The following is a 25170-nucleotide window of genomic DNA, read 5'->3' on the forward strand; positions in this document are numbered from 1 at the left end:
CAAGTAACTTTTTATGGCTTAAAAACTTGTTGTATGTAACGTATTGTAATACTTACGCAAAATATTTTAGTGCATTCTCAAATATGAGCATTCCATTACCATATTTTGGCATAGCCACTCCTGAACGTTTACATTTTTCTTTTTCAAGAGGCCAGTTATCCTGCTGAGTAAAAAATATTCCTCTCTCTGGGTGAGGCATTAAAGCTAAAACTCTACCACTTTTGTCTGACAAAGCTGCCAGGTCGTATATAGATCCGTTTGGATTGTAAGGAAATTGTAAATTTGCATAGTCACCATTTTCATCAACGTAACGCAGTGCAACGGAATTATTTTCAATCAATTGATTTAAAATATCTTGATCCATAAAAAACCTGCCTTCTCCATGAGCAACAGGAAGATATAGCTCACTCAGGCCCCGTAGCCAAACAGAACTACTCTGCGGATTAACTCTCACTCTAATCCAACGACATTGGTAATTACCTATATCATTAGAGGTTAAAGCTAGATTAGAGAATTCTGGAACTAATTTTACTAATATCTGGCAACCATTACATATCCCTATAATAAGCTTATCCTGAGATAAGAAATTTTGAAATTCGTCTAACAAGTTGTTTTTTATACGCAAAGCAAATGCATTACCAGCGCCAGTATCATCACCATAGGAAAAACCTCCTGGAATTGCAAGTATATTACTTAATTTCAGTTCACTTGGATTATCTATAATATCATTAATGTGAACGATTTTTACTTCAATATTATTAATACCAAGCTTTCTGCTGCATTCCATAAATGCAAATGCAGTTTCTTTTTCGCAATTTAAGCCATAACCAGATAGGATTGTAATTTTCATGAATCAAAAAACTCGAACTTTCTTTTTACAAAATTTGCTATTAAATTCAAAGCAAATAGCATTAACAATAAAGCTATAATTGCAATGGCAGCAAGCTCAATAAATGCAATTTCAGGACTACTTGACCATATGTATATTTGTACAGGTAAAACAGTTGCCGGATCGAAGAAGGATGTAGGTGTATCAGCAATAAATGCTACCATGCCTATCATAAGTAAAGGGGAGGATTCGCCTAAAATCCTTGCAATTGCAAGCACTGCACCATGTATTATCCGTGGCAACGCAATCGGTAAAGAGTGATCCAATATCACCTTGATGTGAGGTGCACCTAGCGCAAACGCTGCATCTTTTATTGCAATAGGAACGTTTGTAAAGGCATTTTTTGTTGCAATAATAATATTAGGCAGCATCATAAATGAAAGAGTCATCCCGCCAACAAGCGGTGAAGAACGGGGTAAACCAAATATGCCCAAGTAGAGAGTCAGTCCTACCACACCAAATATTATCGAAGGCACTGCAGCAAGGTTATTCATGCTAATTTCTACAATACTGGTTATTAGCCTATTTCTAGGCATAAATTCATAAAGACAGATACCTGACATAATTCCTATTGGCAATGCCAACGCTAAACATACTATAATTGTCATTAATGAACCGATAAATGCCCCTAAAATCCCTGCATTCTCAGGCTCACGAGAATCAGACTTAAGAAACAGAGACTTATTAAAAAATTTTCTTACTCTTCCCTTCTCTTTTAACCAATCAAGTAATTTAGCATAATGATCATTCAAACATTTATTTTTATATAGTGAATTGATCACACTCGATGCGGTAAACCAGATCTCATATTCACCACTATCTTTCACTTTCTTACGAAAAAATTTCTCTAGTTCTTTGTAAGAATTACGACTTAAAATTTCGTCACTGTCTTTAAAATCAGTTTCTTTAAACACCTTACGTAAAGAATCGTTGAGTAAGCCAATGGACTTATACCGCAAATCACTAGGATTATTTGTTAAAGTAAGATCAGCATTTATTTCAACTGGCAATAAAATTTTCGTTACTGTTAAAGCACTATAAGAGTTAACTAATATACTTAGTAATATACATATAGGACACCCAACTGAGACAATCAGTGATGTAAAAGAGCAAAAGCATAAAATGCTGTTCTTTTTATTTTTTCTTTTTACACGAGCATGTACGCGCTTAGATTGAAGTAACTTAAGGAAGTTTTTCTTTATACTCATTTACTTTTCTTTATATGAGGATTTGAAAAAACTTTCCCCTTTTTCCAGTGCTTGACACTGAGATCTAGCAGGCTTTGCCTGCAAATAATTTTTATATTTCTCATGAAAGCACAAACCAAAAGGAGAATCTGGATCCCAGTGTCAAACATTGGGATGACACCACAGCGGGAGGCAAACGTACAGTTGTGCGTCACACACTGGGATAATAAGAGAGAGTTTTGAGATGATACAATTGACATCACTCCCTATTGTATCTACTTAGATTTTTTTTTAACATAAGTAGTACGTTCTTTGATCCTTGCAGCTTTTCCAAATAGCTTGCACAGATAATATAATTTTGCTCTACGGACCTTTCCCTTTCTTATCACTTGTACTGAAATTAATGCAGGAGAGTAAACAAAAAATTGTGATACTATACTTTCTCCATGACTTACCTTTCTAACTGAAAAAGAAGAGTGTAATCCACGATTTCTTTTTGATATACATACGCCCTCAAATATCTGTATACGCTCACCCGTACTATCAACTACCTTAAAAGTGACCTTCAAATCATCGCCAGGACAAAAAGCTGGCATCTCTTTGGCTAATCTTTGTATTTGTTGTTCGTTAAATTTTTCAAGTAAGTTTGTCATTTATCATCTCCATTCAACAATTCAGGTCGACGTTCCTTTGTTCTAACATATGACTGTTCCCTTCTCCAATCACTTATTTTTCTGTGATTGCCAGACAACAGAACCTCAGGAACTTTGTACCTACTCCACTGCTCAGGCCTAGTATATTGAGGATATTCAAGCATACCACCACTATAACTAAAACTTTCTTCAGCAACGCTATCGAAATTATTTACTACACCTGGAAGAAGCCTAATACATGCATCAAGAACCACCATTGCAGCTGGCTCACCTCCCGAAAGTATATAATCTCCAATACTTAACTCATAAGGAGTATACACATCAATTACTCTTTGGTCAACACCTTCAAATCGACCACACAATATTGTTACATGAGGAATTTCTGTTAGCTCCTTTGCAATGCTCTGATTAAATTTTGTACCAGATGGAGTCATATAAATAAATCTAGTATTTTTATGAGCAGAAAGCACATTATCAACTGCATTACCAATCACATCTGGGCGCATAACCATCCCTGCTCCACCTCCATATGGAACATCATCCACAGTTGAATGTTTATCTTTTGCAAAAGAACGAATATTTATTACTTCAAGGTTCCATATTTTTTTTTCTAACGCTTTTCCGGCAAGAGAATAGTTCAAAAACCCGGGGAACATTTCTGGAAATATGGTTAACACTGTAACACTAAACGTCATTAGCAAATTTGTAGTAAACTAAGCAGCAATTTGATATTATCTTATAGTATACAGCTAAATTAATCATGTTACCGAATAAAATCATTTACGAAGGTAAAGCAAAATCCATTATAGCAACTGAAGACTCGTTAAATGTCATACAGCACTTTAAAGATGATGTTACAGCGTTCAACAAGGAAAAATATGAAATTATTGAGGGCAAAGGAATAATTAATAATCATGTTAGTGCTTTTATCATGGAAAAGCTTGAAGAAGCAGGAATTAGCACGCACTTTATAAACACTCTAAACGAAAGAGAACAGCTAGTCAAAAAACTCAAGATAATACCTCTTGAGATAGTGGTTAGAAACATTGCAGCTGGCAGCTTTTGCAAACGTTTTAATATCAAAGAAGGTGAGACACTTACATCTCCTATAATCGAGTTTTTTTACAAAAATGATGACCTAGCCGACCCAATGGTGAATGAAAATCACATACTATATTTTGGTTGGTTATCCCATAAAGAAATGGAAGAAGTTAAAACTACAACTTTAAAGATCAACAAAATCTTAGTCGACCTATTTTCAAATGCAAATATATATTTAGTTGATCTCAAGTTAGAATTTGGTAAATTGATAAACAACAGCACTAAAATCATTTTAGCCGATGAAATCAGCCCTGATAATTGTAGGCTATGGGATAAAAATACGCATAAAAAGCTAGACAAAGATGTTTTCCGTTTAAATCTAGGAAACTTAAAGGAAGCATACTCAGAAGTTGCAAAAAGACTGTCAGTAAAGTTAGACTAACTAAATACTACTCTATCAAGTGGAGGGTTACATGCCTCATCAAGTTTTCCAATAATCTCAATTTTTTCTCCACGCTTTTGGAAATGACTTTCCACATCCTTCATATTCTCGGGATCTACAATCAGTACTATACCTATGCCGCAATTAAATGTTTTTAACATTTCTCTCTTTTCTATTTTGCCTTCTTCTTTCAGCCATAAAAATATATCTGGCCATTTCCAAGAATTAATATTTATGTCTACAAATAAATTTCCTGAGAGAATTCTTGGAATATTGTCTATTAACCCGCCACCTGTTATATGCGCAATGCCTTTTACCTTTAGCATAATAGGCAACAAAGAATCAACATATATCTTTGTTGGCTTAAGTAATATTTCACCCCAAGATTTATTATTCCATGGAGATATATCATTATAATTTATACCTAAGCTTTTAAAAATATGGCGCACCAAAGAAAATCCATTTGAGTGAATTCCATTTGATTCTAAACCAACTACACAGTCACCTGCTTTCATTATACTACAGTTTGGAAGAATTTGCTTTCGATCAACAACACCAACCACAAACCCTGCAAGGTCATAGTGATTGTTACCATACATTCCAGGCATTTCTGCAGTTTCTCCACCAACTAATGCTATTTTAGATTCCTTGCACCCTTCTGCAATGCCCTGGATTACAGACAATAAAACGTTTTTGTTTAAAACGCCTGTTGCAAAGTAATCAAGGAAAAATAAAGGTGTTGCTCCTTGTGCAAGTAAATCATTTACACACATTGCAACTAAGTCTATACCTATAGTATCATGCTTATTCACCTCTTGAGCTATTAATAGTTTTGTGCCCACTCCATCAGTTGAGGAAACAAGTACTGGATGGTCGTATTTCTTACTCAGCGAAGAAAAGTCAAACAATGCGGAAAATGATCCTACTTCACTAATTACTTCTTCTCCTTTAGTCTTTTCAATAATAGGTTTAACTTTTTTTATTAGTTCGTTATATAGTTTAAGGTCTATTCCAGATTTAGCATAAGTATTCATAACGCCTTCATAAATCTTATAATTATTAATACTACATTAATGCTTTGACACAAAAAGCGCAACGAAACTTTCTCTTAAATTGACTACTACGTGCCTACCAATATAGGGTTAACTTAAATCATTTATACTTTTATCCAATGAATAAAAACATAATGTTAATAACAGAATGCCTATCAGGACGAATTCTTCATGATTTTGCTAGTTCTATGCAAGGAATAGTGGGTGGATTGGAAGAGCTTGAAGAAAACAACCCTAATATGCAAAACGAAGCATTGTCATTGCTTAAAGAAAGCTCCGATGATTTAATATATAAATACAAAGTTATGAAGCAAGCGTATTCTCATTCATCAGATAATTGCAGCTTTGTTAAGACTAAATCCAATATAGAAAATTATTTATTAAAAAAAAAGTAAAGCTTCAGTGGAGAGTAAGTGAATGTCCTACAGAAAACTTAATTGAAAAAATAAATAAGATAATTTCCAATATGGTGATAACTATAATCAGTGCAGTGGCACAAATTGAATTAGTGTCTATTTTACTGACTAAAACAGAAGATAAAACACTACTCACTATAAAAGTAGTAAATGAACATAAATCAATAAGTACATTATTAGTGAGCAAATTAACAAAAAAAAATGATATTCGTTTGGATACAAAAGACATTATTATCTATATGACTTCTTTACTGTTAGAACAGTATAACACTAAAATCAATTGCACTTGTGAAAGTAATTCACTGAATATAGGCTTAACTATAACTTGAGATGGCTTCATATTTCATAAAAAGGAATCGATACTATAAATTTGAATCTTGGATAAGGAAAGGAAAAATTTTGTGGAGTAACTTAGACATAAAATCTGTAGTTAATTTGCAGGAAGTGTTAAATAAACCATACGCGTCAAGTTAAGGAAATATCGTGAAATATAGCAACATTTGAGATGGGCATTTTATTTGTTACATTTATTTTTTTAGGGAGTTCTTATCTAGAATAATCTATAAATTAATAACTTTATTACTTAATATATAAAATAGTTTTTTTTCGTTTCCTTTCTTCCTTATACCACTTTTCCTTAACTTGACGCGTATGGTTTATTTAACACTCCCTAATTTACCTCACAACTCATTTTAACATATATGAAAATAATGTTTAAAGAATTTTTTCCTGCAGTAATGAATTATTATGAAGCTTGCATTTTCTGTCGCTTACTACTGGGATAGTTTGATAGTTGCAGTACATGTCTATCAATGATAAAATAAAGATCAGTTTATTTTGATACTATGATTAGGGTACTCTTTGTTGCACTATTATTTTTTTGTAGTGGTTATGCACTTGCAAAACAGGAACCAAGACCAATAGCTGGTGATAATCACATAAAGGTAATGAATTATAATCCACAGGCTATACATAAGTACACGGGCTTTTATGGTTATCAATCCAGCATATTGTTTGAGCCAGGGGAGGTAATAGAGAGTCTTTCAATGGGTGATGCAACCGGTTGGCAACTCCTTCCTCAAGGTAATAGATTATTTATTAAGCCTATAGATGATATTGCCGATACTAATGCAACTATAATTACCAATAAAAGAGTTTATTATTTCGAATTTCATGCTGAAGAAGCAAACGGGCTAGATGATCCAAGGTTAGCATATGAAGTAAGGTTTCTTTATCCACTGTTCAACAGTGATGAAATTTATTCAACGAGTAACGGTGATATTCTAGAGCAAGCTAGTTATACCACTATCCCTGATATAAGTGATATTGAGGTTATAAAGAAAGGCTTGAATTTTAACTATTCCATATCGCACGTTAAAGGCAGTCAATCAATAATACCAATTAAGGTTTTTGATGACGGAAAATTTACATATCTACAATTTAATAAAATAAACTCTGATTTCCCGGCAGTTTTTATGGTTGATTCTGCAGGATATGAGTCCTTGATAAATTTTCGTACAGTTGATGACTACCTGATAATTGAAAGAGTAAACTCGGTATTTACCTTAAGAAACGGATCAAGTACAGTCTGCCTGTTTAATGAAAACATACCTTTCAAAAAAGGTAAGTGATTAAAGGCTATAGTATTCTTATAGGTGCAAAATTCTTTCTATGGTGCTTCGTAATTCCATGAAGGCCAATAGCGCTGAGGTGTTCTTTTGTTCCATATCCTTTATTTTTATACCAATTATATTGAGGATGTTTATTATGCAATTCTTCCATAAGTCGATCTCTTGTAACTTTTGCAACGATTGAAGCGGCTGCAATTGATATACTTAAACTATCACCATTCACTACAGACTTTGTTTGCCATTTCACTTCAAGTGGTTGGTTACCATCAACTAACACATAATCTAGTTCTAAATCTAAATTTACCAGCGCACGTTTCATTGAAAGCTTTGTTGCTTGCAAGATATTGTATGAGTCTATTTCCTCTACACTTGCCATTCCTATACCAAATTTTGCAACAGACGTTATTTTTTCGTATAGAACTTGCCTACACTTAGGGGTTAGCTTTTTTGAGTCGTTTATTCCATCAATAACCGTATCTCTATCAGTAAATATTACAGCTGCAGATATCACTGGACCGGCAAGCGGACCTCTTCCAACTTCATCTACTCCTGCTATAATTCCTGATAATGTATTTTCTAATGTGAAATCTGGATATTTCATAGTTCCTATAATAAGAAAGTTAAAGCAAAAATCGAACAAACGATAGAAATTATCCAAAATTTTATAACTATTGTATTTTCTGACCACCCTTTCTTTTCAAAGTGATGATGTATTGGTGTCATAAGGAAAATTCTTCTTCCTGCTCCATATCTAAATTTTGTATATTTAAAATATGATACCTGAATAATTACAGATAAAGTCTCTATTACAAAGATTATTCCAATAACGGCAAAAAGCATTTCTTTTTTAATTAGAACACTAGTGAGTCCTAAAGCTGCACCGATTGATAGGCTTCCAACATCACCCATAAATATTTTTGCTGGATGTGTGTTAAACCACAAGAAACTTAAAATAGCTCCTATAAATGCAATGCAGAATAAAGTAATGTTTACATCTGCCTGAGTTATGTATGCAATTAGCCCCAAAAAAGCAAAGGAAGTAATGGCTTGAGTTGCAGCAAGGCCATCTAGGCCATCTGTAAGATTCACAGCATTAGAAGAGCCGACAATTACAAATGCAGCAAACGGAAGATATAGATAGCCAAGGTCGATTGCTACTTCTCTAAATAGAGAAATTTTTGTAAAACCTTCAGCAGATTGTAGCTTAAGTATAAACATACAGACCAGAGTAACGACAAACTGAATAAGTATTTTGGTTTTTGCACTTAAACCTCGGTGGTGATTTGTCTTCAATTTTAAATAGTCATCAATAAATCCAAGTAGAGCAAAAAATAGAGTTATAAATACCAGCAATGAAATTTCTGGTGTTAATTGAGTCCAAAGCAGGATTGGTAATAAAGCAGAAGTTAGTATTATTACTCCACCCATAGGTGGTATATTCTTTTTTGTTATTAAATGACTTTCTGGTCCATATGATCTGATTGGTTGTCCATCTTTACTTATCTTTTTTAGAAGTTTTATAAAATAGGGAAAGAGAATAAACCCAAAAATAAATGAGATAAAAAACGTCTTTGTAGCTGAGGTCACCTGCCTATTCAAAATTAACTAGATATTATACCAAAAGCTTTACCTAATCTCAATTTATACCTTTTTATCAGCTCATTTTATTTGGAGTAAATTTAGTTATTGATTAGTTATAGCAAAGTTTGCATACTGACATTTAGTTAATGGTAAGAGGTGGCATATGTTAGATTATATTAAAAAGCTTTTGTGGGCTACTACAGTACCTGATAATGAGAGTAGAGTTAAAAATTCTTACACGCATATAGTAGAGAAACCTTCTTTTGGTGATGCAGCTTCAAAGTTGAGTAAGGAAGAAAGGTCAGAAGAGCATCTTGTTCTTCTAAAAGGTAAAAGCAATAGCTCTGGTACAACTGTAACAGAAGGATCGTCTAGTATTCAGAATGCAGTATCAGGCAAGAACAAGCGTGGATATATCAAATTAGACAGTGATGAAGAATGGGATAAATTCTTTGATTTACAGAATGATCCTTTCACTAATACTACAAACAAAGAACCTTTTTCTCCGAAGAAAGGAGAATCTCACTATCATGGTAAAGAGATTGTAGGCAAGATTGCTGACCAAATTAAGGCAGAGATATCGAAGGTATATACCATAGAGTCCATAATGATAAAAGAAGGCAAAAGGGAAGGTAATATTGTTTACCCCACCGTGAGAGTTGTGCTACATGCCAATAAAGAAGGAGTAGATATAGCTAAACTTCTAGGCGGTAGTATATGTAAAGAGTATGGTGTAAGAACAATTACATTTTGTCATCCTAATCAAGAAAAAAAGAGAGGGGCATGTTGCTATATTAATAATGATAGTGATAATGAGGAAAGAGTTTATGAAATAATTAGTGGGTTATATGAAATGACTTTAAAGTGGTATGTTGATGAAAGAGAATGCAAAATTAAAGTTAACATTGATGGTAAGAATGGTGTAACTCTCCTTGAAGGCAACGGTGTTACTGCAGAGCAGTTGCGTGCAAATAAAGAAGTCAAAATAGGTAAGAGACGTGAGCCAAAATCTTTATATGAAGAGTTAGTACCGCAATTGCAACAAAAGAGCTCTGAATCAGTCAAGGTTTTACAGCAGCCTTCAACAGATGTAACAAATGTGACAACAACACCAACTTCTACTTCTCAGAGATGCTCTTGACTAAATAAATAAGAAAAAGCAAAAATAGTATAACTTGCTTACAAATGTAAGTAACTTGTACTTCTATGATGAATAACACAATATTACCAAGAAATTTCTATGAACGGCCAACTTTAACCGTAGCTGGGGAGCTGCTAGGGAAGATGCTGAAATTTTCTAATTTTAGTGGAATAATAACTGAAGTTGAAGCGTATATAGGAATGGATGACCCAGCTTGTCATGCAGCAAGAGGCTATACTAATCGAACCTCAGTAATGTTTGGTACGCCAGGGTTTTCGTACGTATATTTTATATATGGAATGTACTATTGTCTAAATATTGTAACAGAAGCAGAAGGATTCCCAGCAGCAGTGTTAATACGAGGATTAAAGCTCACTGAACCGCTTGAAGCAAATTTAGGCGGGCCAGGCATACTGTGCAAAAAATTAAACATTACAAAAGAACATAATAAACAAGACCTTACTATAAGTCATGAATTTTGTCTCTATGAATATCACCTCAAACCAGATTATGTGTGCACTCCAAGAATCGGAATTAGTAAAGGCAAGGAGAAATTTTGGCGATTTAAAAGTTGCGTTTTAGCAGACATGCCTAAAATCACACTCAACAATAAATATTAGACCTCCTGCATAAACTAGATAAAAAGGCAAATAGCCTTTTATGTTTACCAACAATAGACTTCTTGGATAACCTAAGGATATTTTTTGATCTTCTATGGGGGAGTTGAACATTCCCTTTTTATAAAACTTTTGCATACTCCTATTTAACTTTAATAGCTCTTTATCTTCCTGAAATCTCGATGTTTTATCAATGCATCTTCTATTCAGCCGTTAGCAAGAACTTTCACTTATTCCATAGCTTTGCGCTATATGGAAATATGTACGGTATTTACACAAATATTCGAGTGCTATTAATAAATATATTTGTTTTTCCTCCTCTTGCCTTTTTCTTGGCCTCTTCCTCTATTAAAATTTCTATTATTTTTCCAATGTTTTTCTTTTTACTCCTCTTAGTCTTCGAAGCTTCTCTTCATCAAGTTTACTTACCTGCTCAAAATTTATACCTTCCCTAATATTGCTTCTACTACTTGTTTCTTAAGTTATCCAAGAAGTCTATTGTCTGCTCAGATACGAGGTAGCTGCTGCCATTTGAAATATTTTATTCACCTAAAATTACATTCTACCTATTTTAAAAGTAGTTTAAAAAAACTTTATAGACTGCATACAAAAGACCTAACATCTTTAGCAATGCCTTCATAAATCCTTACTAAATCCTCACTTAGTATTGAAGGATTTCCACAATCAGAAGCACTACATATTTGCGGATCTAGAGGAACTCTGCTCAAGAGTTTGACTCCCAGCTCTTCAGACATTTTTTTTGCACCACCTTTTCCAAATATGTGTATTTTTGAATTATCTTGAACAAAATAGCTCATATTTTCCACAATGCCGATAATTGGCACGCTGAGCTTTGTGAACATATCATAAATTTTTTGTGCATCGACTAAAGCAAGCTCCTGTGGAGTTGAAACTATTATTGCTCCAGTTAAACTAAAATTCTCCATCAGACTTAAATGTACATCGCCAGTGCCAGGCGGTGTATCAATGATTAAATATTCTATATCAGACCACCTTGTTCCCATTAGCAAATTGTAAAGTGCTTTTGTGATCATAGGTCCACGCCATATTGCTGCGCGGTCCTTATCAATAAAATAGCCAATTGAAATAGTATAGAGACCATGTTTCTCTATAGGCATTGCTTTACCACTCTGTATTTCTGGTTTCAAATTCTCAGTGCCCAACATTTTAGGAATCGAAGGACCATATATATCTGCATCAACTAGCGCAACTTTATGTTTTAATTCTGCTAACGAAAGAGCTAGATTTAGTGCAACTGTCGACTTACCCACACCTCCCTTACCAGAAGCAACGACAATTATATTTTTCACTCCTTCGATATGAAGTTTAGCTTTTTGTTGCCTAGCTTGTTTTTGACCAGTAGCAACTACAGTAACCTTTCCTACTCCCGGTATCGCCTTAACAGCTTGCTCACAATTTTTTCTTAATTCTTCATTTGGCTCAGTAACTTCAAGAGCAAAAGCAACATCTTTACCTTTAATAATAATTGAGGATACTACACCAACATTCTTACCACTTTTCTTCTCTATAACCTTTTTTAGGCTCTCTCTTACGGTTTCCTCATTAACCTGTGTAAATTTTTTCCAGAACATATGATGAAATTTTTTCTATTGGTGTATACTAACATAGAATAATTAAACTGCACTGACTTTAAAACGAGGTTACAAGAATATGCTAAATCATCAAAATTTAACACGAAAACAAAAAGATTTGTATTTTCAGCTAAAAAGATCCATATGGAATGGAAGGAGCATCAGCGATATCTTGGAAGCAGTTTCAGGAAATGATTTACTAAAAGTTCTTATCACTTGATATACTACACGATTTCCAACAGGTGGAGGACGCACTTTAACACTGCTTAGCCTAGCTATACATAGAGACAATAATGAATGTGTTAATTCTATTTTAGAACAAGCTCAAAACAGTGGTATACTACAAGATATTCTTACTGCTCCAAATATTATAAATTATCAAGATGGTTTGATGTACAACTTAACATCGCTTGGCTTTGCCATACATTACAACAAGGAAAGATATGTTGATGTTATTTTAACAAAAGCCCAGGAAAATGGTATATTACAAGATATCCTTGCTTCTAGAAATATTGTACAGTATTTAAATATTATAGCGTATACTTTAACGCCACTTAACTTTGCTATATATAAAGGCAATAACAAGTGTATCAATTCTATTTTTATACGAGCTCAAAATAGTGATACACTGCGAAATATCCTTACTTCTAAAGATATTGTGTAGCTTACAGGAGTGACGTATGTCATTAAACCACTTGCCTTTGCTATGTATAAAGGTAATAATAAATGTGTCGATTCTATTTTAACACGAGTTCAAAATAGTGCTATGCTACAAGATACACTTACTGCAGTAAGTACTGTACTGTTTCTATATGGTTAATATACTTTGAATGCTTTTAAGCTAGCTGTAGTTGTTAATGAGAACAATGCTAGTATTAGAACTGCATTAGATAATGTATCTATTTCTTCTAGGTATGTTAGAGAAAATAGCAAAGTTAGTTAATTTCTTAAGTAACTCTTTCTTGCAAGTACTACTTTTTTATGTATCTGTTCAGGCAATGGCGTTAACTTAAGAGAATAAATTAGCAAGCTCTCCTAAAGGCATGATGGCGTTTAGGCTTATCTACTTTATTGCAGCTATACAATCTTCACGTTAACTTTAGTGCGTATACTTAAAAAGGGCTTGGAAATTTTTTGGTTCCAACAAGCACCTGATAAAGTTTCTGTCTCATTACACCAAATAAAACTGAAAAATTTAAACGATACTCAGCAATTTGATCTGGGTTCCAAGGCTCTTGTGCATCACACATATGAAGTATTGCACATGACCAAGTTTGCACAAAATTCTTGTTTCTAAATTTATCCCAGAAAAATTCTCTAATTCTCCTTCTACTTTGAGTCGTTTATAGCACTCCTCTATGTGACACCTTAACAGATAAGCTTTACTGATATCTTCTTTATTGAAATAAAATAGAAACCAAAGGTCCTATTTTTTACAGTATTTTACTCCTTAACATCTTTCCTTAAGTTGACGCCATTGGGCTCTATCTACGATGGATAAAAGATAAAAATGTAGAATATCAATAGCTTATTATTCTAGCATTTATAGTAAGGACAGTCAGTAAATATCTAAATTTAAGTAAAAGAAGTTTTACTATCATTCACTAATCTAGCTAGAATTCAAGAATTTCAATGCTTTAGCTATTTTAAGTAGAATTAAATTTACTAGTACAAACAATAAATTACTATTCTTAAATTTAATCAGATTGATTGCAAAAAATAAGCTTTTCAATAAGCTGCTTGTATAGTTAGCCTTTCATAGATAGTGATGCAACAAAGCCCGCTGGAATCTAGTTCATATTATATATTTATCTGATAAGTTCCATATATGTGTAATTTATTTAAATTGACTTCTTATCATATAATTAAATACATTATTGAAAATTAAAGGTAAGGTTATAGCAATGGAAATTTCAAATTGGCACGAATTATTGAATTTAGTTAATGTTGACAAAGATTTAAGCAAAGATAACGTAATTGAAAAAATACAAAATGAGCTGAAAAGATATTCAAAGGAATATGAAGAGTGGGAAAAGTCTGGCTTTGATATAAATTATGTGTTTAAAGATGGTGAAAAAGCGACTCTTTTGCACTTGGTGGCTTCCTTTAACCTAGAAAATATAGCGAAGGCTCTCATGGAAAAAAGGGCAAATGTTAATGAAAAAGATGTAAAAGGAGATACTCCTTTACATAATACTACTTATCTTGATAGTATAAACATAGCAAACGCTCTCATAGAACAAGGTGCAAATGTTAATGCAATAAATATATGGAGAAGGACTCCTTTACACTATGCTGCTTTATTTCGCAGTATGGCCATAATAGATGCTCTTGTAGAAAGAGGTGTCAATGTTAATGCAGTAGATATGTGGGGAGAGACTCCTTTATACTATCTTAATTGTCCAGCAATTAAGAAAGGGTGGATTGCCGGTGGAGTAACTGCATTATTAGGTACTGCTATATCTATAGCACTTTTTACAGCCGGAGAAATTACAGCTGAGTTAATACCTATAGTTATAGTAGTAGTTGCAATTACAGCAACAGCATTAATAGTTGGCAATGCTATATATAAATTGTCAAAGCCTGACACTCAAGTTGATAAACCAATCTCAGCAAATCGACAGCAAGAAACTGCTAGCGATAGTAGGGTTATCTAGCGATTCTGCCACAGTGTCAGCTGCTTCAATGATATCCATTTGTCCCTATAATTGTCTTTTCTTGGCTACCTTATTTTGCTATTCTTCTGAACAGAGACAAATTTACTTTCTTACTTCACTCACTAAAATTTTAATATGGCGTTTCTTTCCTGCAGATAATTTGATAAATGGCTGACCTTCAAAGCTTTCAGAGTTTATTGTATAGTTAACATCGTTTATAGTATTATCATTAACTTTACATCCATTTCCCTGTATTAAACGCTTTGCCGCACCTTTTGAAGGTTCAAAACCGGTGTCATGAAGCAAGTCTATCAGGAGTATGCCATTTGCAACTTGTTCTCTTGTGATAGTGTAACCAGAAAGCAATGAACTATCTTCATTTTCAAAAGCAGAGATTGCAGCAGATCGTGCAAGTTCAGCTTCTTTGCAACCATGACATATTTTTGTCACTTCTGTTGCCAAGACCTTTTTTGCTTCATTTATTTCTTGATCCTTCAAGGACTCTAGTTTTTTAATTTCATCAGTTGGTAAATCAGTGAAAAGTCTCAAGAAACGACCAACATCTTGATCATCAACATTGCGAAAATATTGCCAATAGTCATAGGAATTTAGCATGCTGCCATCAAGCCATACTGCCCCACTTTCAGTTTTGCCCATCTTTTTTCCTTGTGCGTTTAATAAAAGAGGTGTGGTAAGACCAAACAGCTCAGGTAAATTTAACTTTTTGCTAAGTTCAATTCCGTTTACTATATTTCCCCATTGGTCTGACCCTCCAATCTGGAGACGACAGCCATACTTTTTATTCAACTCGACAAAATCATAGGCTTGTAACAACATGTAATTAAACTCGAGAAAGCTTAGATTTTGCTCCCTATCTAGCCTAATTTTCACACTATCAAAGCCTAACATGCGATTTACAGAAAAATGTGTCCCTATATCACGCAAAAAGTCTATATATTTTATGTTATCTAACCAATCTGCGTTGTTTACTATGATTGCACCAGTTTTTCCATAATCGAAAGATATCATCTTCTCGAGGGTTTTCTTTATACCAAGTATATTTTGATTGATATCTTCTATCGGCAAGACGCTTCTTGCTTTGTCTTTACCAGATGGGTCACCAATTTTTGTTGTGCCACCTCCAAGTAGAACTATTGGCTTATAACCGAATTTTTGTAGGTGACGGAGCATCATGATTTGAATGAGACTGCCAATATGCAAACTTGGTGCCGTACAATCAAACCCAATGTATGCAATTATATAATTATCTTGTGATAATAGCTGGTCTAACCTATCAATGTTTGTACATTGATATAGGTATCCTCTTTCTTGAATGAAGTTTAAAAACTCGGATTTATGTTTCATAATATGTTATTTTGTGTGTAAACGGTGTTGTTAACGATGGCGTCATTCCAGTGCTTGACACTGGAATCCAGTTTATTATGAAATTTCATCAAAAATGTTGTATAGTGTGCTCGTTTATGATTAAGTTTTCTAGATTCCAGTGTCAAGCACTGGAATGACACCACCAACTTCATAAGGGTTGCCTTCAAAATTACAACATTTGAGCAAGTGTATACCAGCTACCTGGATAATCAATTCCATAACTCTTCTATCTTATAATATTCTCTTACTTCTGGCCTGAATAGGTGAACCATTATACCTTGAAAATTCACAATCACCCAGTTACCTTCATCCATACCTTCTACATCTATTTTATCATATTGCTTGAGATTTTTCATCACGTGCTCAGCTAATGCTTTTACATGGCGGCTCGAATCACCGGATGCAATGATCATATATTTTGCAATGACAGTTTTATTCTGTACATCAAAAGTAACTATATCTTGACCTTTGTTTTGATCTATTACATCTACAATTGTATTTTTTATTGATTCTGTATCACCATTCATTATTCTAAATTATATAATTTATCTGTAATGATACACTCAAAATTTCTGAATATGAACTATTTTTGATATGTTTCTAGTGTAACGTTTATAATACATATATTTGTAATATATGATAGTTTTCTGATGGTATGATCATTTACTTAATCGGATTTCCGGGTAGTGGCAAACTTACGATTGCAAAAGAGCTGTGTAATATTATTGATGGGGTGATAGTAGACAATAACCTGTTTAATAATATCATATTTGATATGATTGATTTCAGAAACGCTGAGGTTACAAGTGAAATATGGGAAGAAATTTTTGTGATTAGAGAGAATATGTTAGCAATATTGGAAAAATACCATATAGAATCAAAGCATTATATATTTACAAACGAATTGATAAAAGGTGATTCCTATGATCAAAAAGTATATAACTCAGTGGTGAATTTAAGTAAAAAAATGAACGTGGAGATTCTCCCTGTGGTGTTATATTGTAATAGTGGAGAACTAGTAAAGCGCGTTCAATTAAAGGAAAGAGAGCAGGAGAGAAAAATTACTGATTCAGATTTTGCTATGAGAAGAATTAAAGGAAAGAAACTATTTATGCCTCAAGGTTCACTTGAAATTGATAACTAAAACTTAAGCGCAAAAGAAGTTGCAAAAAAAATTGTTGAAAAAATGAATAGTAAAAAAGTAGTTGGAACTTCTATGATAGATAATTTAGCAATAGAGAGTATTTGTGATTAGTGAGGAGAAAGAGTATCGCCCTTGTGTTGGCATAATGTTATTTAACAAACAGGGAAATATTTTTATTGGAAAACGTTTTGATAGTGACTCTTATTGGCAGATGCCACAAGGAGGAGTTGATGAAGGTGAAGAGCTAGAGCAGGCAGCGCTACGTGAGCTATTGGAGGAAGTTGGTACTGATGAAGCAGAAGTTGTGGCTCAAAATAAAGAGTGGATATATTACAACTTACCCAAGGAAGTTATACCGATATGCTGGAATGGGAGATATTCTGGCCAAAAGCAAAGGTGGTTCTTAATGAAATTTTGTGGGAAGGATAAGGATATTAATATTAACTATACTGATCATCCAGAGTTCAAAGAGTGGCGTTGGCAAAATGTGGATGATTTGGTAGCCAGTGCCATACCGTTCAAAAAAGAAGTTTATAAAAAAGTGATAGAAGAGTTTTCTTCTATCATAAAAGGATCTATTTATGATAGTTGATTCTCATTGTCATCTAATTTATTTTTCTGATGATGAAATACCAAAGGTAATTTCAAGAGCAGAGCAAAATGGTGTGAGAATTTTGCATAACATATGTATAAGCATTAATGATATCCCTAAATTATTAAAAATCTCTTCATCCTATGATCAAGTCTACTGCTCCGTTGGTATACATCCGCTTGATACTAATGTGGAAAAAGGTGAGTGTATAAATGCTGATGAATTGATTGAATTTACTAAGGGCAAAAAGGTAATTAGTATCGGTGAAACTGGATTAGATTTTTATAAATCTGATAACAAAAGCAATCAAAAAAAAAGTTTTGCATCACATATAGAAGCGGCAAAAGTAACAGGATTACCTTTAGTTATTCACACTAGAAATGCTGATAGTGAGATGATTGATATGTTAAATTCAGAAATGAAGAAGGACGCTTTTAGTGGAGTAATGCATTGCTTTGCTTCTTCTAAAGAGCTTGCTTATAAGGCTATGGACTTGGGATTATACATTTCATTTTCTGGAATTATTACTTTTAAAAATGCGAACTTACTAAGAGAAATTGCACAAAATGTGCCACGTGAGCGTGTTTTAGTTGAAACTGATGCACCTTATCTATCTCCTGAGCCTTACAGAGGAAGAAAAAATGAACCGGCAATGGTGAAATATGTTGTGAATTGTTTAGCAGAATTATGGAATGAATCGTCGGAACAAGTAGCAAAAATAACTACAAATAATTTTTTTAGACTGTTTTCGAAGCTTGAGCTCAAAGAAATTCTATAGGGCAATTAATTTAGCTGACAGAGCTCTTTTACTGCACTTACAGATTTATAAAACATCTCTTGTTCACTATCGTTCATTTTAACTTCTAGAACTTTCTCAACTCCATTTTTGCCAATAATAGTAGGAACACCAATGAATAAGTCTTTCACACCATATTCACCATTAAGATAAGCAGCGCATGGTAATATACGCCTTTTATCTTTTAAGTATGATTCTAGCATGCTTATGGCTGAAGATGCAGGAGCATAGTATGCAGATCCAGATTTAAGTAGATCAACTATTTCTTTTCCACCATTACGAGTGCGCTCAACTATTTCATCAACTTTTCCTCGCGTAATCAAACCCATCTCAATGATTTGGGTAAGTGGAATGCCAGCAATTGAAGCATAATTGATTAGTGGTACCATAGTGTCACCATGTCCTCCAAGCACAAAAGCAGATACATCTTCGACAGAAATATTTAACTTACTTGCAAGAAAATAACGAAAACGAGCAGAGTCAAGCACTCCTGCCATACCAACAATCATATTAGTTGGCAGGCTTGAAGATTTGTATACTACTGAAACCATAGCATCTAAAGGATTGGTAACCACTATTACAAATGCGTTTGGAGAATGTTTTTTAATATTTTCCCCAACCTCTTTCATTACTGCAGCATTAGTTTGCAGAAGGTCATCTCTGCTCATTCCAGGTTTTCTGGCAATGCCAGCAGTTATTATAATTGCGTCAGAGTTTTTTATATCTTCATACCTATTTGTACCAGTAATATTGACATTAGATCGATCAATAGGAGATGATTCTGTAATGTCAAGTGCTTTACCTTGTGGTATTCCATCGCTTACATCAAGCAAAATAACATCTCCTAGTTCTCTTAGTGCAATCATATGGGCAAGAGTCCCACCGATATTTCCTGCACCAATCAAAGATATTTTTTTTCTTTGTGCTGTCATTTTCTACTCCTTTATATTTACTTTTGTGGCTTTACTACCTTCCCAAGGGGATAAGCTGTCAAACATACGAAAATCTTGCGGTAAGTCTATAGGATTATATACAACCTTTTTTGCCTCTATATCGTATCTTACTTCCTCGTAGCCAGTGAGAGGAAAATCTTTTAACATTGGATGACCTTTGAATCCATAATCCGTTAAAATCCTACGTAAATCTGGGTGATTAGAAAACTCTATTCCATACATATCAAATACTTCACGCTCAAACCACGAAGCTGCGTTAAATATCTTTGCTGCACTTAGAGGTATATCATCTTCACATAACTGAAGCTTTATGTGCACTCTGATATTGTGCACAAGGCTGAGCAAATTGTATATTAGCTCGAAACGTTTTTTTCTATCTGGGTAATCAACTCCAAAAACGTCAACTAATAATTCAAGCCTACACTTTTCATCATCACGTAGAAAGAGTAAGTGATTTTCAATGTCATTCAAAGCTGAATATATTACAATAGTGCCATCATTTTTCTGAATACATTCACATTTAGTCTTTTTTTGTATGTATTTTGCAGTTTTATCCATGCTATATATTCTTAGTTCGTTTTATTTTATTTTGTAGACATAGCATTCCATATAATAACGCCTCAGCAGTTGGAGGGCATCCAGGAACATATACATCAACTGGCACAATTCTATCGCAACCACGGACTACTGAGTAAGAATAATGATAATAGCCACCGCCATTTGCACAACTTCCCATAGAAACGACGTATTTGGGGTCCGCCATTTGATCATAAACTTTACGCAATGCTGCTGCCATTTTATTAGTTAACGTGCCAGCAACAATCATAACATCTGCTTGCCTTGGGCTTGCACGAAAGATTATGCCATATCTATCAAGATCATAACGACTGGATGCAGTGTGCATCATCTCTACTGCGCAACATGCAAGACCAAATGTCATTGGCCACAATGAACCAGACCTTGCCCAGTTCATTATATAATCTATTAAATCGCCAAATTTAGTGATAAGAAAACCTTCTTTTTTGTAACGATTCCAATCGCTATTAGATAAATTTACTCCCATTCCAACGCACCTTTACACCACTCATAAATAAAGCCTATAGTAAGTATTGCAAGGAATATCATCATAGAACAAAATCCGTAATAGCTTATTTTAGATAAAGAAACGGCCCAAGGAAAAAGAAAAGCAATTTCTAAATCGAATATTATGAACAATATTGCAACTAAGTAAAATTTTATGTCGAAACTTTTTCTGGCTCTTGATAAAGGATTAAAGCCACATTCATATGTAGAAAGCTTTTCACCATCTGGGTTACTGACTGCAAGAAACATAGGTAATACACCTAAAGTAAAGGATACTACAATTGATACACAGATAAAAATTAATATGGTTAAATATTCACTCATTTAAAAAACATATAACACTATGAATTTACATGCTTTCCTAATCTTTTACCACCTAAAATATGTATGTGAAAGTGCGGTATAACTTGCTCTCCATCTTTACCGTGATTAGTAACTAATCTATATCCTGTTTTTTCTAAGTTATATTTATGTGCTATTTCTCTAACAGTTTTAAAAAAACTTACTATTTCCTCTTCGGAAGCTTTCAGAACAAAATCATCGTATGAAACGTATTGAGCTTTTGGTATAACTAGAATATGAACTGGTGCATCAGGATACTTATCACGAAAAGCTAGCACATTTTCATTTTTATGTATTTCCTCATAAGACAACTCACCTCTTAATATCTTAGCAAAGATATTAGTGTCATCATAAGCTGTACTACCCATACTTTATTAAATTCCTGGTCCTCTTCTATTTTGCTTATGATTTGGTGTAGAAGGTGGGCTTATTGCTGCTTCGCTAGAAGCATCTTCAAGACTTGAAACGTCTTTTAGCTGTATATCTTGTCCACGCAAAACTGACCCATAGTCCATTTGGTGTCTTTTTGAAAACGTTTCTATTCTATTTGCCCTTCTTGCAGCAATAACTTCTGGTTGTAAATGATACATATCTCCAGGAACAGTTAGGCTATGATACCTTTCCTCTATTTGAACTTCTTTCATAACACTCTCCATAATTTATTTCCCCCTACCTCTTATGCTTTCGCAACTTTCAAAATCTTGTTTAATAGCTTTTTGCCAATTATTTAAAATTTTCTCTGATGACTTTTCTTTATCCATAGGCCTTACAACTTCCTGTGACTTCTGCTTTTTACTATCATATCCACTATACAACTTTTCTGCAATACCATACAGCAATTTCCGATCTGTGTGAACTTTAAACTCTCCACCAGTAATTTTTGCCAAATTTTTAAGATCACAATCAATCTTATTATAAATTCCTTCAAGAGCGTACTTTTTCATTACTTTTTCATCCATACCTAGATTTTTATCTTTTATTTCTTGGATAATCTTTTCAACATCAACTTCAATTACAATTTTGTTTTCTTCTCTAAAAATAGTTATATTGGGCAGATCTTCCCTTATTTCATCTAATTTCTCTGGACTCAAGTAAGGTATATTCCCCGTTAAAGTTCTTGACGCTAAAAAACTTACCTTACCTTTTTCTTGTTTTGTTATTTGTATGCCAAGGTACTTACTAGCTTCTGTGGTTTTTATAGGTGGGTCATATTTCTCTTCTTCTTTAGGTACATCACTCACAGCGTTTTTTAATGAAACTTTAGCATCATGCTTCATTTCATCAATTGAAGCAAACGGTTTCTTTATAGGATAAATAAGTGCTTTAGGCACAAGAAAAAACACACCTTTTATCTTAGCCAAAATAGACTTTTTATTTGACTCATCTTTTGCCATACATACCTCCAAGTCACTTTCTACAATCAGATAGTAAAATACACCCAATTATAGACGAAAATATTTAAGCTTGTATATCTATTATAAGATGAAATTATAGAAATAGCAATCATTATTTGTACATTACCAAAGTATGTAGTATTTTTGCTGCTTTTCTTGTTCAAATTACCTTTAAAGATAAATTATGTTAAAATGGAACGCAAATAATATTATCGATGCTACTGGCGGAAGAGGGGAGGGTGTTTGTAATTCGGTATATAGCTCAAATATTTCAACGGATACAAGAAGCATAAAAAAAGGTGATTTATTTATTGCTCTCAAGGGAAAGAAATTTGATGGGCATGATTTTCTACATGAAGCATTTTTAAAAGGAGCTGTTGCTGCGGTAGTAAGCGAAGATAAATATAGAAATTTTCCTCTAATTATTGTGCAAGATACTCTAAAAGCTTTGCATAATATGGCATCATATTACATTAGAAATATTCTTGTTAATGCTAAAGTTATCACAATTACAGGTAGTGTTGGGAAAACCACTACAAAAGATATGCTTAACACTGTTTTGTTGCATTATGGAGTATCTCATGTAAATGAAGGTAACTTGAATAATAATATAGGATTGCCTTTTACGATTCTAAAAGCGCCAGAAGACTGCCAGTACTTAATCCTTGAAATAGGAATGAGTAGAGCTGGTGAAATAAAAGAGTTATCGGAGATTAGCAATCCGGATATTGCAGTTATTACCAACATTGAACCTGCGCATGTTGAAAATTTTTCATCTCTACTTGATATTGCGCAAGCGAAATTAGAAATTCTACATGGTATGAAAAATAATGGTACTTTGGTTTTGAATAAGGATAATGAACATTATGATTATCTCTTATCAAATGCTAACAGAAATGTAGTAAGCTTTGGTAAGAATGAAAGTGCTACTGTTTGTTTGTTAGACCTAATAAGAGACGATAACGGTCTAAATTTAAAAATCAAACTGAACAGTGGTCAAATTATGAACTGTAATTTACCTGTAAAAGGCGAACATTTTGCATACTCTGCATTAGTTGTTACAGCAGTTTTGCAAAGTCTCGAACTTGATTTATCTAAATTACCACTAGCACTTGAGAATTTTACTGTAACAGAAGGTAGAGGTAATGTTCATCAAGCTAAATACAATGGAAAATTAGTACATTTGATTAACGACTCCTATAATGCTAACCCTACTTCAATGAAGGCTGCAATAAGAACTTTAGGTACATATTCTAATTTAAGAAAAGTGGCACTACTTGGCGATATGTTAGAACTTGGTAATGAAAGCATAGTATTTCATACAGAATTGCTTGACTCTATAGTAGAACAAAATGTGAATAAAGTTCATACGGTTGGTAAATTTATGTTAGAATTGAATAAACTTTTACCGGAGAATATAAAAGGCATGCATTTCGATGATTCTAACAAATTGAAAAGTAATTTAGCTAATATTGTTCAAGGTAATGATGTAATTTTAGTTAAAGGTTCTCATGGAATGAGAATGGACCTTATAATGCAGGAATTCACAATAGAATATTAAATAAAACTATTGTATTAATTTAAAGTTAAGTTATTGGAAGTTTTAACTGTGATAAAACGTATAGTTATTTTTGGTGGAACGGGATTTATAGGAAAACACATCGTAAGACGCTTGGCAGCGGCGGGGTATTTAATAAGAATATTTACTCGTGATCAGGAAAAAGCTGCTTGTCTGAAGTTATGTGGAAATTTAGGACAAATATCAATAATTGAAGGAGATTTTTTTAATGAAAAATCAATTTTAGAAAGTATGGAGGGATGTGATGTTGTTATAAATTTAGTAGGAATACTATATGAGACAAGAAAGCACGATTTCTATGACGTTCATGTTGGAGTAGCTGAAAGAATAGCAAAAGCTGCGCAAATAAAAAGTGTATACATGATGATACATTTTTCTGCCATGGGAATAGAAAATAGTAAGCTGTCAAGATACGCCCAAAGTAAATTAGAAGGTGAAAAAGCTGTAACTTCAACATTTCAGGGAGCAATAATAATTAAGCCAAGTCTTGTATTCGGTAAAGAAGATAGTTTCTTCAATAAATTTGCAAGATTAGCAACAATTCTTCCTTTTTTGCCGTTAATCGGTAGTGGAATAACGAAATTTCAGCCGATATGTGTAACAAACTTAGCTGAAGTGGTATATCGTATTATCAGCTTTAATAAGCAAGATAAAAAAATTTATAATATAGGTGGACCAAAAGTTTACTCTTTTAAAAGCTTATTAAAGTTTATTCTGAATGTGACTAACAGAAAGTGTCTACTGATCAATGTACCTTTTCCAATGGCAAGATTGATAGCCTTTTTCTTAGAAAGTAAAGTTGTTTCTGTGCTGTTAAAACCTATAACCGGAGATGCAAGCCCTATACTTACTCGAGATCAGGTGAAAGTTATGATGAATAGTTCAATCGAAAAGTCAGATGATCTCGGAACAATGAAAATTAGACCACTAGCAATTGAAAATGTGGTACCAGAATACTTGAAAATTTATAGAAAGCGTTGA

General features: G+C 33.5%; 30 protein-coding genes and 2 pseudogenes. 13 read left to right on the top strand and 19 right to left on the bottom strand.

The genetic code is table 11. The features are described 5' to 3' along the window. Nucleotides 1-52: 52 nt before the first annotated feature. The 4 genes from OM967_RS06155 to trmD form a co-directional block, all read right to left on the bottom strand. On the bottom strand, nucleotides 53-850 hold the full coding sequence (locus OM967_RS06155; RefSeq protein WP_211907676.1) for a phosphoribosylformylglycinamidine synthase subunit PurQ: 798 nt from the start codon (nucleotides 848-850) through the stop codon (nucleotides 53-55). Then, the gene (locus OM967_RS06160; RefSeq protein ID WP_250120227.1) at nucleotides 847-2097 is read right to left on the bottom strand and encodes a PstA family ABC transporter permease; all 1251 of its coding nucleotides are present in this window, start codon (nucleotides 2095-2097) and stop codon (nucleotides 847-849) included. Before OM967_RS06160 ends, OM967_RS06155 begins: the two co-directional genes overlap by 4 nt. A gap of 254 nt (nucleotides 2098-2351) precedes the next feature. Beyond that, complete coding sequence (gene rplS, locus OM967_RS06165; protein WP_064085768.1) at nucleotides 2352-2729, bottom strand: 50S ribosomal protein L19; 378 nt, start codon at nucleotides 2727-2729, stop codon at nucleotides 2352-2354. Further along, complete coding sequence (gene trmD / locus OM967_RS06170; protein ID WP_211907678.1) at nucleotides 2726-3424, bottom strand: tRNA (guanosine(37)-N1)-methyltransferase TrmD; 699 nt, start codon at nucleotides 3422-3424, stop codon at nucleotides 2726-2728. Before trmD ends, rplS begins: the two co-directional genes overlap by 4 nt. A gap of 65 nt (nucleotides 3425-3489) precedes the next feature. Between trmD and purC the strand changes: the two genes are divergently transcribed. Continuing rightward, complete coding sequence (gene purC, locus OM967_RS06175) at nucleotides 3490-4212, top strand: phosphoribosylaminoimidazolesuccinocarboxamide synthase (protein WP_211907679.1); 723 nt, start codon at nucleotides 3490-3492, stop codon at nucleotides 4210-4212. Here the strand turns inward: purC and purM are convergent. Beyond that, on the bottom strand, nucleotides 4209-5246 hold the full coding sequence (gene purM, locus OM967_RS06180; RefSeq protein WP_211907680.1) for a phosphoribosylformylglycinamidine cyclo-ligase: 1038 nt from the start codon (nucleotides 5244-5246) through the stop codon (nucleotides 4209-4211). The two genes, purC and purM, sit on opposite strands and share 4 nt — an antisense overlap. A 137-nt stretch (nucleotides 5247-5383) precedes the next feature. Here purM and OM967_RS06185 point away from each other — a divergent pair, with 137 nt between their 5' ends. The 3 genes from OM967_RS06185 (at nucleotide 5384) to virB9 (ending at nucleotide 7311) form a co-directional block, all read left to right on the top strand. Continuing rightward, nucleotides 5384-5659 (top strand): hypothetical protein, encoded by a 276-nt coding sequence (locus tag OM967_RS06185; RefSeq protein ID WP_012481935.1) that lies wholly within the window; start codon nucleotides 5384-5386, stop codon nucleotides 5657-5659. Continuing rightward, a complete protein-coding gene (locus OM967_RS06190) occupies nucleotides 5644-6009 on the top strand; it encodes a histidine phosphotransferase family protein (protein ID WP_125855783.1) in 366 nt (121 codons plus the stop codon). The genes OM967_RS06185 and OM967_RS06190 overlap by 16 nt, the downstream gene beginning before the upstream one ends. Nucleotides 6010-6525: 516 nt before the next feature. Next, a complete protein-coding gene (gene virB9, locus OM967_RS06195; RefSeq protein WP_211907681.1) occupies nucleotides 6526-7311 on the top strand; it encodes a P-type conjugative transfer protein VirB9 in 786 nt (261 codons plus the stop codon). A 7-nt stretch (nucleotides 7312-7318) separates the two neighbouring features. Here virB9 and OM967_RS06200 read toward each other — a convergent pair whose 3' ends face one another. Continuing rightward, on the bottom strand, nucleotides 7319-7912 hold the full coding sequence (locus OM967_RS06200; RefSeq protein ID WP_211907682.1) for a ribonuclease HII: 594 nt from the start codon (nucleotides 7910-7912) through the stop codon (nucleotides 7319-7321). A 5-nt stretch (nucleotides 7913-7917) separates the two neighbouring features. Further along, a complete protein-coding gene (gene mraY, locus OM967_RS06205; RefSeq protein WP_250120225.1) occupies nucleotides 7918-8898 on the bottom strand; it encodes a phospho-N-acetylmuramoyl-pentapeptide-transferase in 981 nt (326 codons plus the stop codon). A 157-nt stretch (nucleotides 8899-9055) separates the two neighbouring features. Between mraY and OM967_RS06210 the strand changes: the two genes are divergently transcribed. Then, nucleotides 9056-10033, top strand: coding sequence for a hypothetical protein (locus OM967_RS06210; protein WP_250120224.1), 978 nt, complete (start codon nucleotides 9056-9058; stop codon nucleotides 10031-10033). A gap of 68 nt (nucleotides 10034-10101) precedes the next feature. Continuing rightward, nucleotides 10102-10653 (top strand): DNA-3-methyladenine glycosylase, encoded by a 552-nt coding sequence (locus OM967_RS06215; protein WP_012481934.1) that lies wholly within the window; start codon nucleotides 10102-10104, stop codon nucleotides 10651-10653. 216 nt (nucleotides 10654-10869) lie between these two features. Here the strand turns inward: OM967_RS06215 and OM967_RS06220 are convergent. Both OM967_RS06220 and OM967_RS06225 read right to left on the bottom strand, forming a co-directional pair. Then, nucleotides 10870-11094: pseudogene (locus tag OM967_RS06220) on the bottom strand (helix-turn-helix domain-containing protein); the annotation flags it as partial. Between the two features lie 149 nt (nucleotides 11095-11243). Beyond that, nucleotides 11244-12263, bottom strand: a complete 1020-nt coding sequence (locus OM967_RS06225; protein WP_264337798.1) for an Mrp/NBP35 family ATP-binding protein — start codon at nucleotides 12261-12263, stop codon at nucleotides 11244-11246. A 391-nt stretch (nucleotides 12264-12654) separates the two neighbouring features. Between OM967_RS06225 and OM967_RS06230 the strand changes: the two genes are divergently transcribed. Then, the gene (locus OM967_RS06230) at nucleotides 12655-12927 is read left to right on the top strand and encodes a WD_0033/WD_0034 family tandem repeat-containing protein (RefSeq protein WP_264337799.1); all 273 of its coding nucleotides are present in this window, start codon (nucleotides 12655-12657) and stop codon (nucleotides 12925-12927) included. A 358-nt stretch (nucleotides 12928-13285) separates the two neighbouring features. Here OM967_RS06230 and OM967_RS06235 read toward each other — a convergent pair. Next, nucleotides 13286-13668 (bottom strand): annotated as a pseudogene (locus tag OM967_RS06235) (IS4-like element ISWosp8 family transposase); the annotation flags it as partial. Between the two features lie 499 nt (nucleotides 13669-14167). On the opposite strand from OM967_RS06235, the gene OM967_RS06240 reads away from it, so the two are divergent. After that, on the top strand, nucleotides 14168-14920 hold the full coding sequence (locus OM967_RS06240; protein ID WP_211907686.1) for an ankyrin repeat domain-containing protein: 753 nt from the start codon (nucleotides 14168-14170) through the stop codon (nucleotides 14918-14920). A gap of 102 nt (nucleotides 14921-15022) precedes the next feature. On the opposite strand, the gene tyrS is transcribed toward OM967_RS06240, so the two are convergent. Both tyrS and rsfS read right to left on the bottom strand, forming a co-directional pair. After that, nucleotides 15023-16285 (bottom strand): tyrosine--tRNA ligase, encoded by a 1263-nt coding sequence (tyrS, locus tag OM967_RS06245; RefSeq protein WP_264337800.1) that lies wholly within the window; start codon nucleotides 16283-16285, stop codon nucleotides 15023-15025. Between the two features lie 230 nt (nucleotides 16286-16515). Further along, complete coding sequence (gene rsfS, locus OM967_RS06250) at nucleotides 16516-16833, bottom strand: ribosome silencing factor (RefSeq protein ID WP_007302263.1); 318 nt, start codon at nucleotides 16831-16833, stop codon at nucleotides 16516-16518. Between the two features lie 128 nt (nucleotides 16834-16961). On the opposite strand from rsfS, the gene OM967_RS06255 reads away from it, so the two are divergent. The 3 genes from OM967_RS06255 (at nucleotide 16962) to OM967_RS06265 (ending at nucleotide 18820) form a co-directional block, all read left to right on the top strand. Beyond that, nucleotides 16962-17450, top strand: coding sequence for an AAA family ATPase (locus OM967_RS06255; RefSeq protein ID WP_211907688.1), 489 nt, complete (start codon nucleotides 16962-16964; stop codon nucleotides 17448-17450). Nucleotides 17451-17553: 103 nt separating this feature from the next. Beyond that, complete coding sequence (locus OM967_RS06260; RefSeq protein ID WP_211907689.1) at nucleotides 17554-18042, top strand: RNA pyrophosphohydrolase; 489 nt, start codon at nucleotides 17554-17556, stop codon at nucleotides 18040-18042. Continuing rightward, entirely contained in the window at nucleotides 18032-18820 is a 789-nt protein-coding gene (locus tag OM967_RS06265; RefSeq protein WP_211907690.1) for a TatD family hydrolase, read from the top strand. Before OM967_RS06260 ends, OM967_RS06265 begins: the two co-directional genes overlap by 11 nt. Before the next feature lie 5 nt (nucleotides 18821-18825). Here OM967_RS06265 and mdh read toward each other — a convergent pair whose 3' ends face one another. From mdh to OM967_RS06300, 7 genes are read right to left on the bottom strand one after another with little or no spacing between them, the layout of a single operon-like run. After that, on the bottom strand, nucleotides 18826-19770 hold the full coding sequence (gene mdh / locus OM967_RS06270) for a malate dehydrogenase (RefSeq protein WP_264337801.1): 945 nt from the start codon (nucleotides 19768-19770) through the stop codon (nucleotides 18826-18828). 3 nt (nucleotides 19771-19773) lie between these two features. Continuing rightward, complete coding sequence (locus tag OM967_RS06275; RefSeq protein ID WP_250120238.1) at nucleotides 19774-20349, bottom strand: NADH-quinone oxidoreductase subunit C; 576 nt, start codon at nucleotides 20347-20349, stop codon at nucleotides 19774-19776. A gap of 1 nt (nucleotide 20350) precedes the next feature. Then, the gene (locus tag OM967_RS06280; protein WP_211907693.1) at nucleotides 20351-20854 is read right to left on the bottom strand and encodes a NuoB/complex I 20 kDa subunit family protein; all 504 of its coding nucleotides are present in this window, start codon (nucleotides 20852-20854) and stop codon (nucleotides 20351-20353) included. Continuing rightward, nucleotides 20845-21198 carry an NADH-quinone oxidoreductase subunit A gene (ndhC, locus tag OM967_RS06285; protein ID WP_211907694.1) on the bottom strand — a complete coding sequence of 118 codons (354 nt, stop codon included), beginning with the start codon at nucleotides 21196-21198 and terminating at the stop codon, nucleotides 20845-20847. Before ndhC ends, OM967_RS06280 begins: the two co-directional genes overlap by 10 nt. Nucleotides 21199-21215: 17 nt before the next feature. Next, entirely contained in the window at nucleotides 21216-21584 is a 369-nt protein-coding gene (locus OM967_RS06290; RefSeq protein WP_006014413.1) for an HIT domain-containing protein, read from the bottom strand. A 6-nt stretch (nucleotides 21585-21590) separates the two neighbouring features. Continuing rightward, nucleotides 21591-21872 (bottom strand): hypothetical protein, encoded by a 282-nt coding sequence (locus tag OM967_RS06295; protein ID WP_041581354.1) that lies wholly within the window; start codon nucleotides 21870-21872, stop codon nucleotides 21591-21593. 3 nt (nucleotides 21873-21875) lie between these two features. After that, nucleotides 21876-22610 (bottom strand): hypothetical protein, encoded by a 735-nt coding sequence (locus OM967_RS06300; protein ID WP_264337802.1) that lies wholly within the window; start codon nucleotides 22608-22610, stop codon nucleotides 21876-21878. A 184-nt stretch (nucleotides 22611-22794) separates the two neighbouring features. Here OM967_RS06300 and OM967_RS06305 point away from each other — a divergent pair, with 184 nt between their 5' ends. Both OM967_RS06305 and OM967_RS06310 read left to right on the top strand, forming a co-directional pair. After that, the gene (locus OM967_RS06305; protein ID WP_211907698.1) at nucleotides 22795-24171 is read left to right on the top strand and encodes a UDP-N-acetylmuramoyl-tripeptide--D-alanyl-D-alanine ligase; all 1377 of its coding nucleotides are present in this window, start codon (nucleotides 22795-22797) and stop codon (nucleotides 24169-24171) included. A gap of 48 nt (nucleotides 24172-24219) precedes the next feature. Further along, complete coding sequence (locus tag OM967_RS06310; RefSeq protein ID WP_264337803.1) at nucleotides 24220-25170, top strand: complex I NDUFA9 subunit family protein; 951 nt, start codon at nucleotides 24220-24222, stop codon at nucleotides 25168-25170.

The organism is Wolbachia endosymbiont (group B) of Dolichovespula media (genome assembly GCF_947179505.1).
GTDB lineage: Bacteria > Pseudomonadota > Alphaproteobacteria > Rickettsiales > Anaplasmataceae > Wolbachia.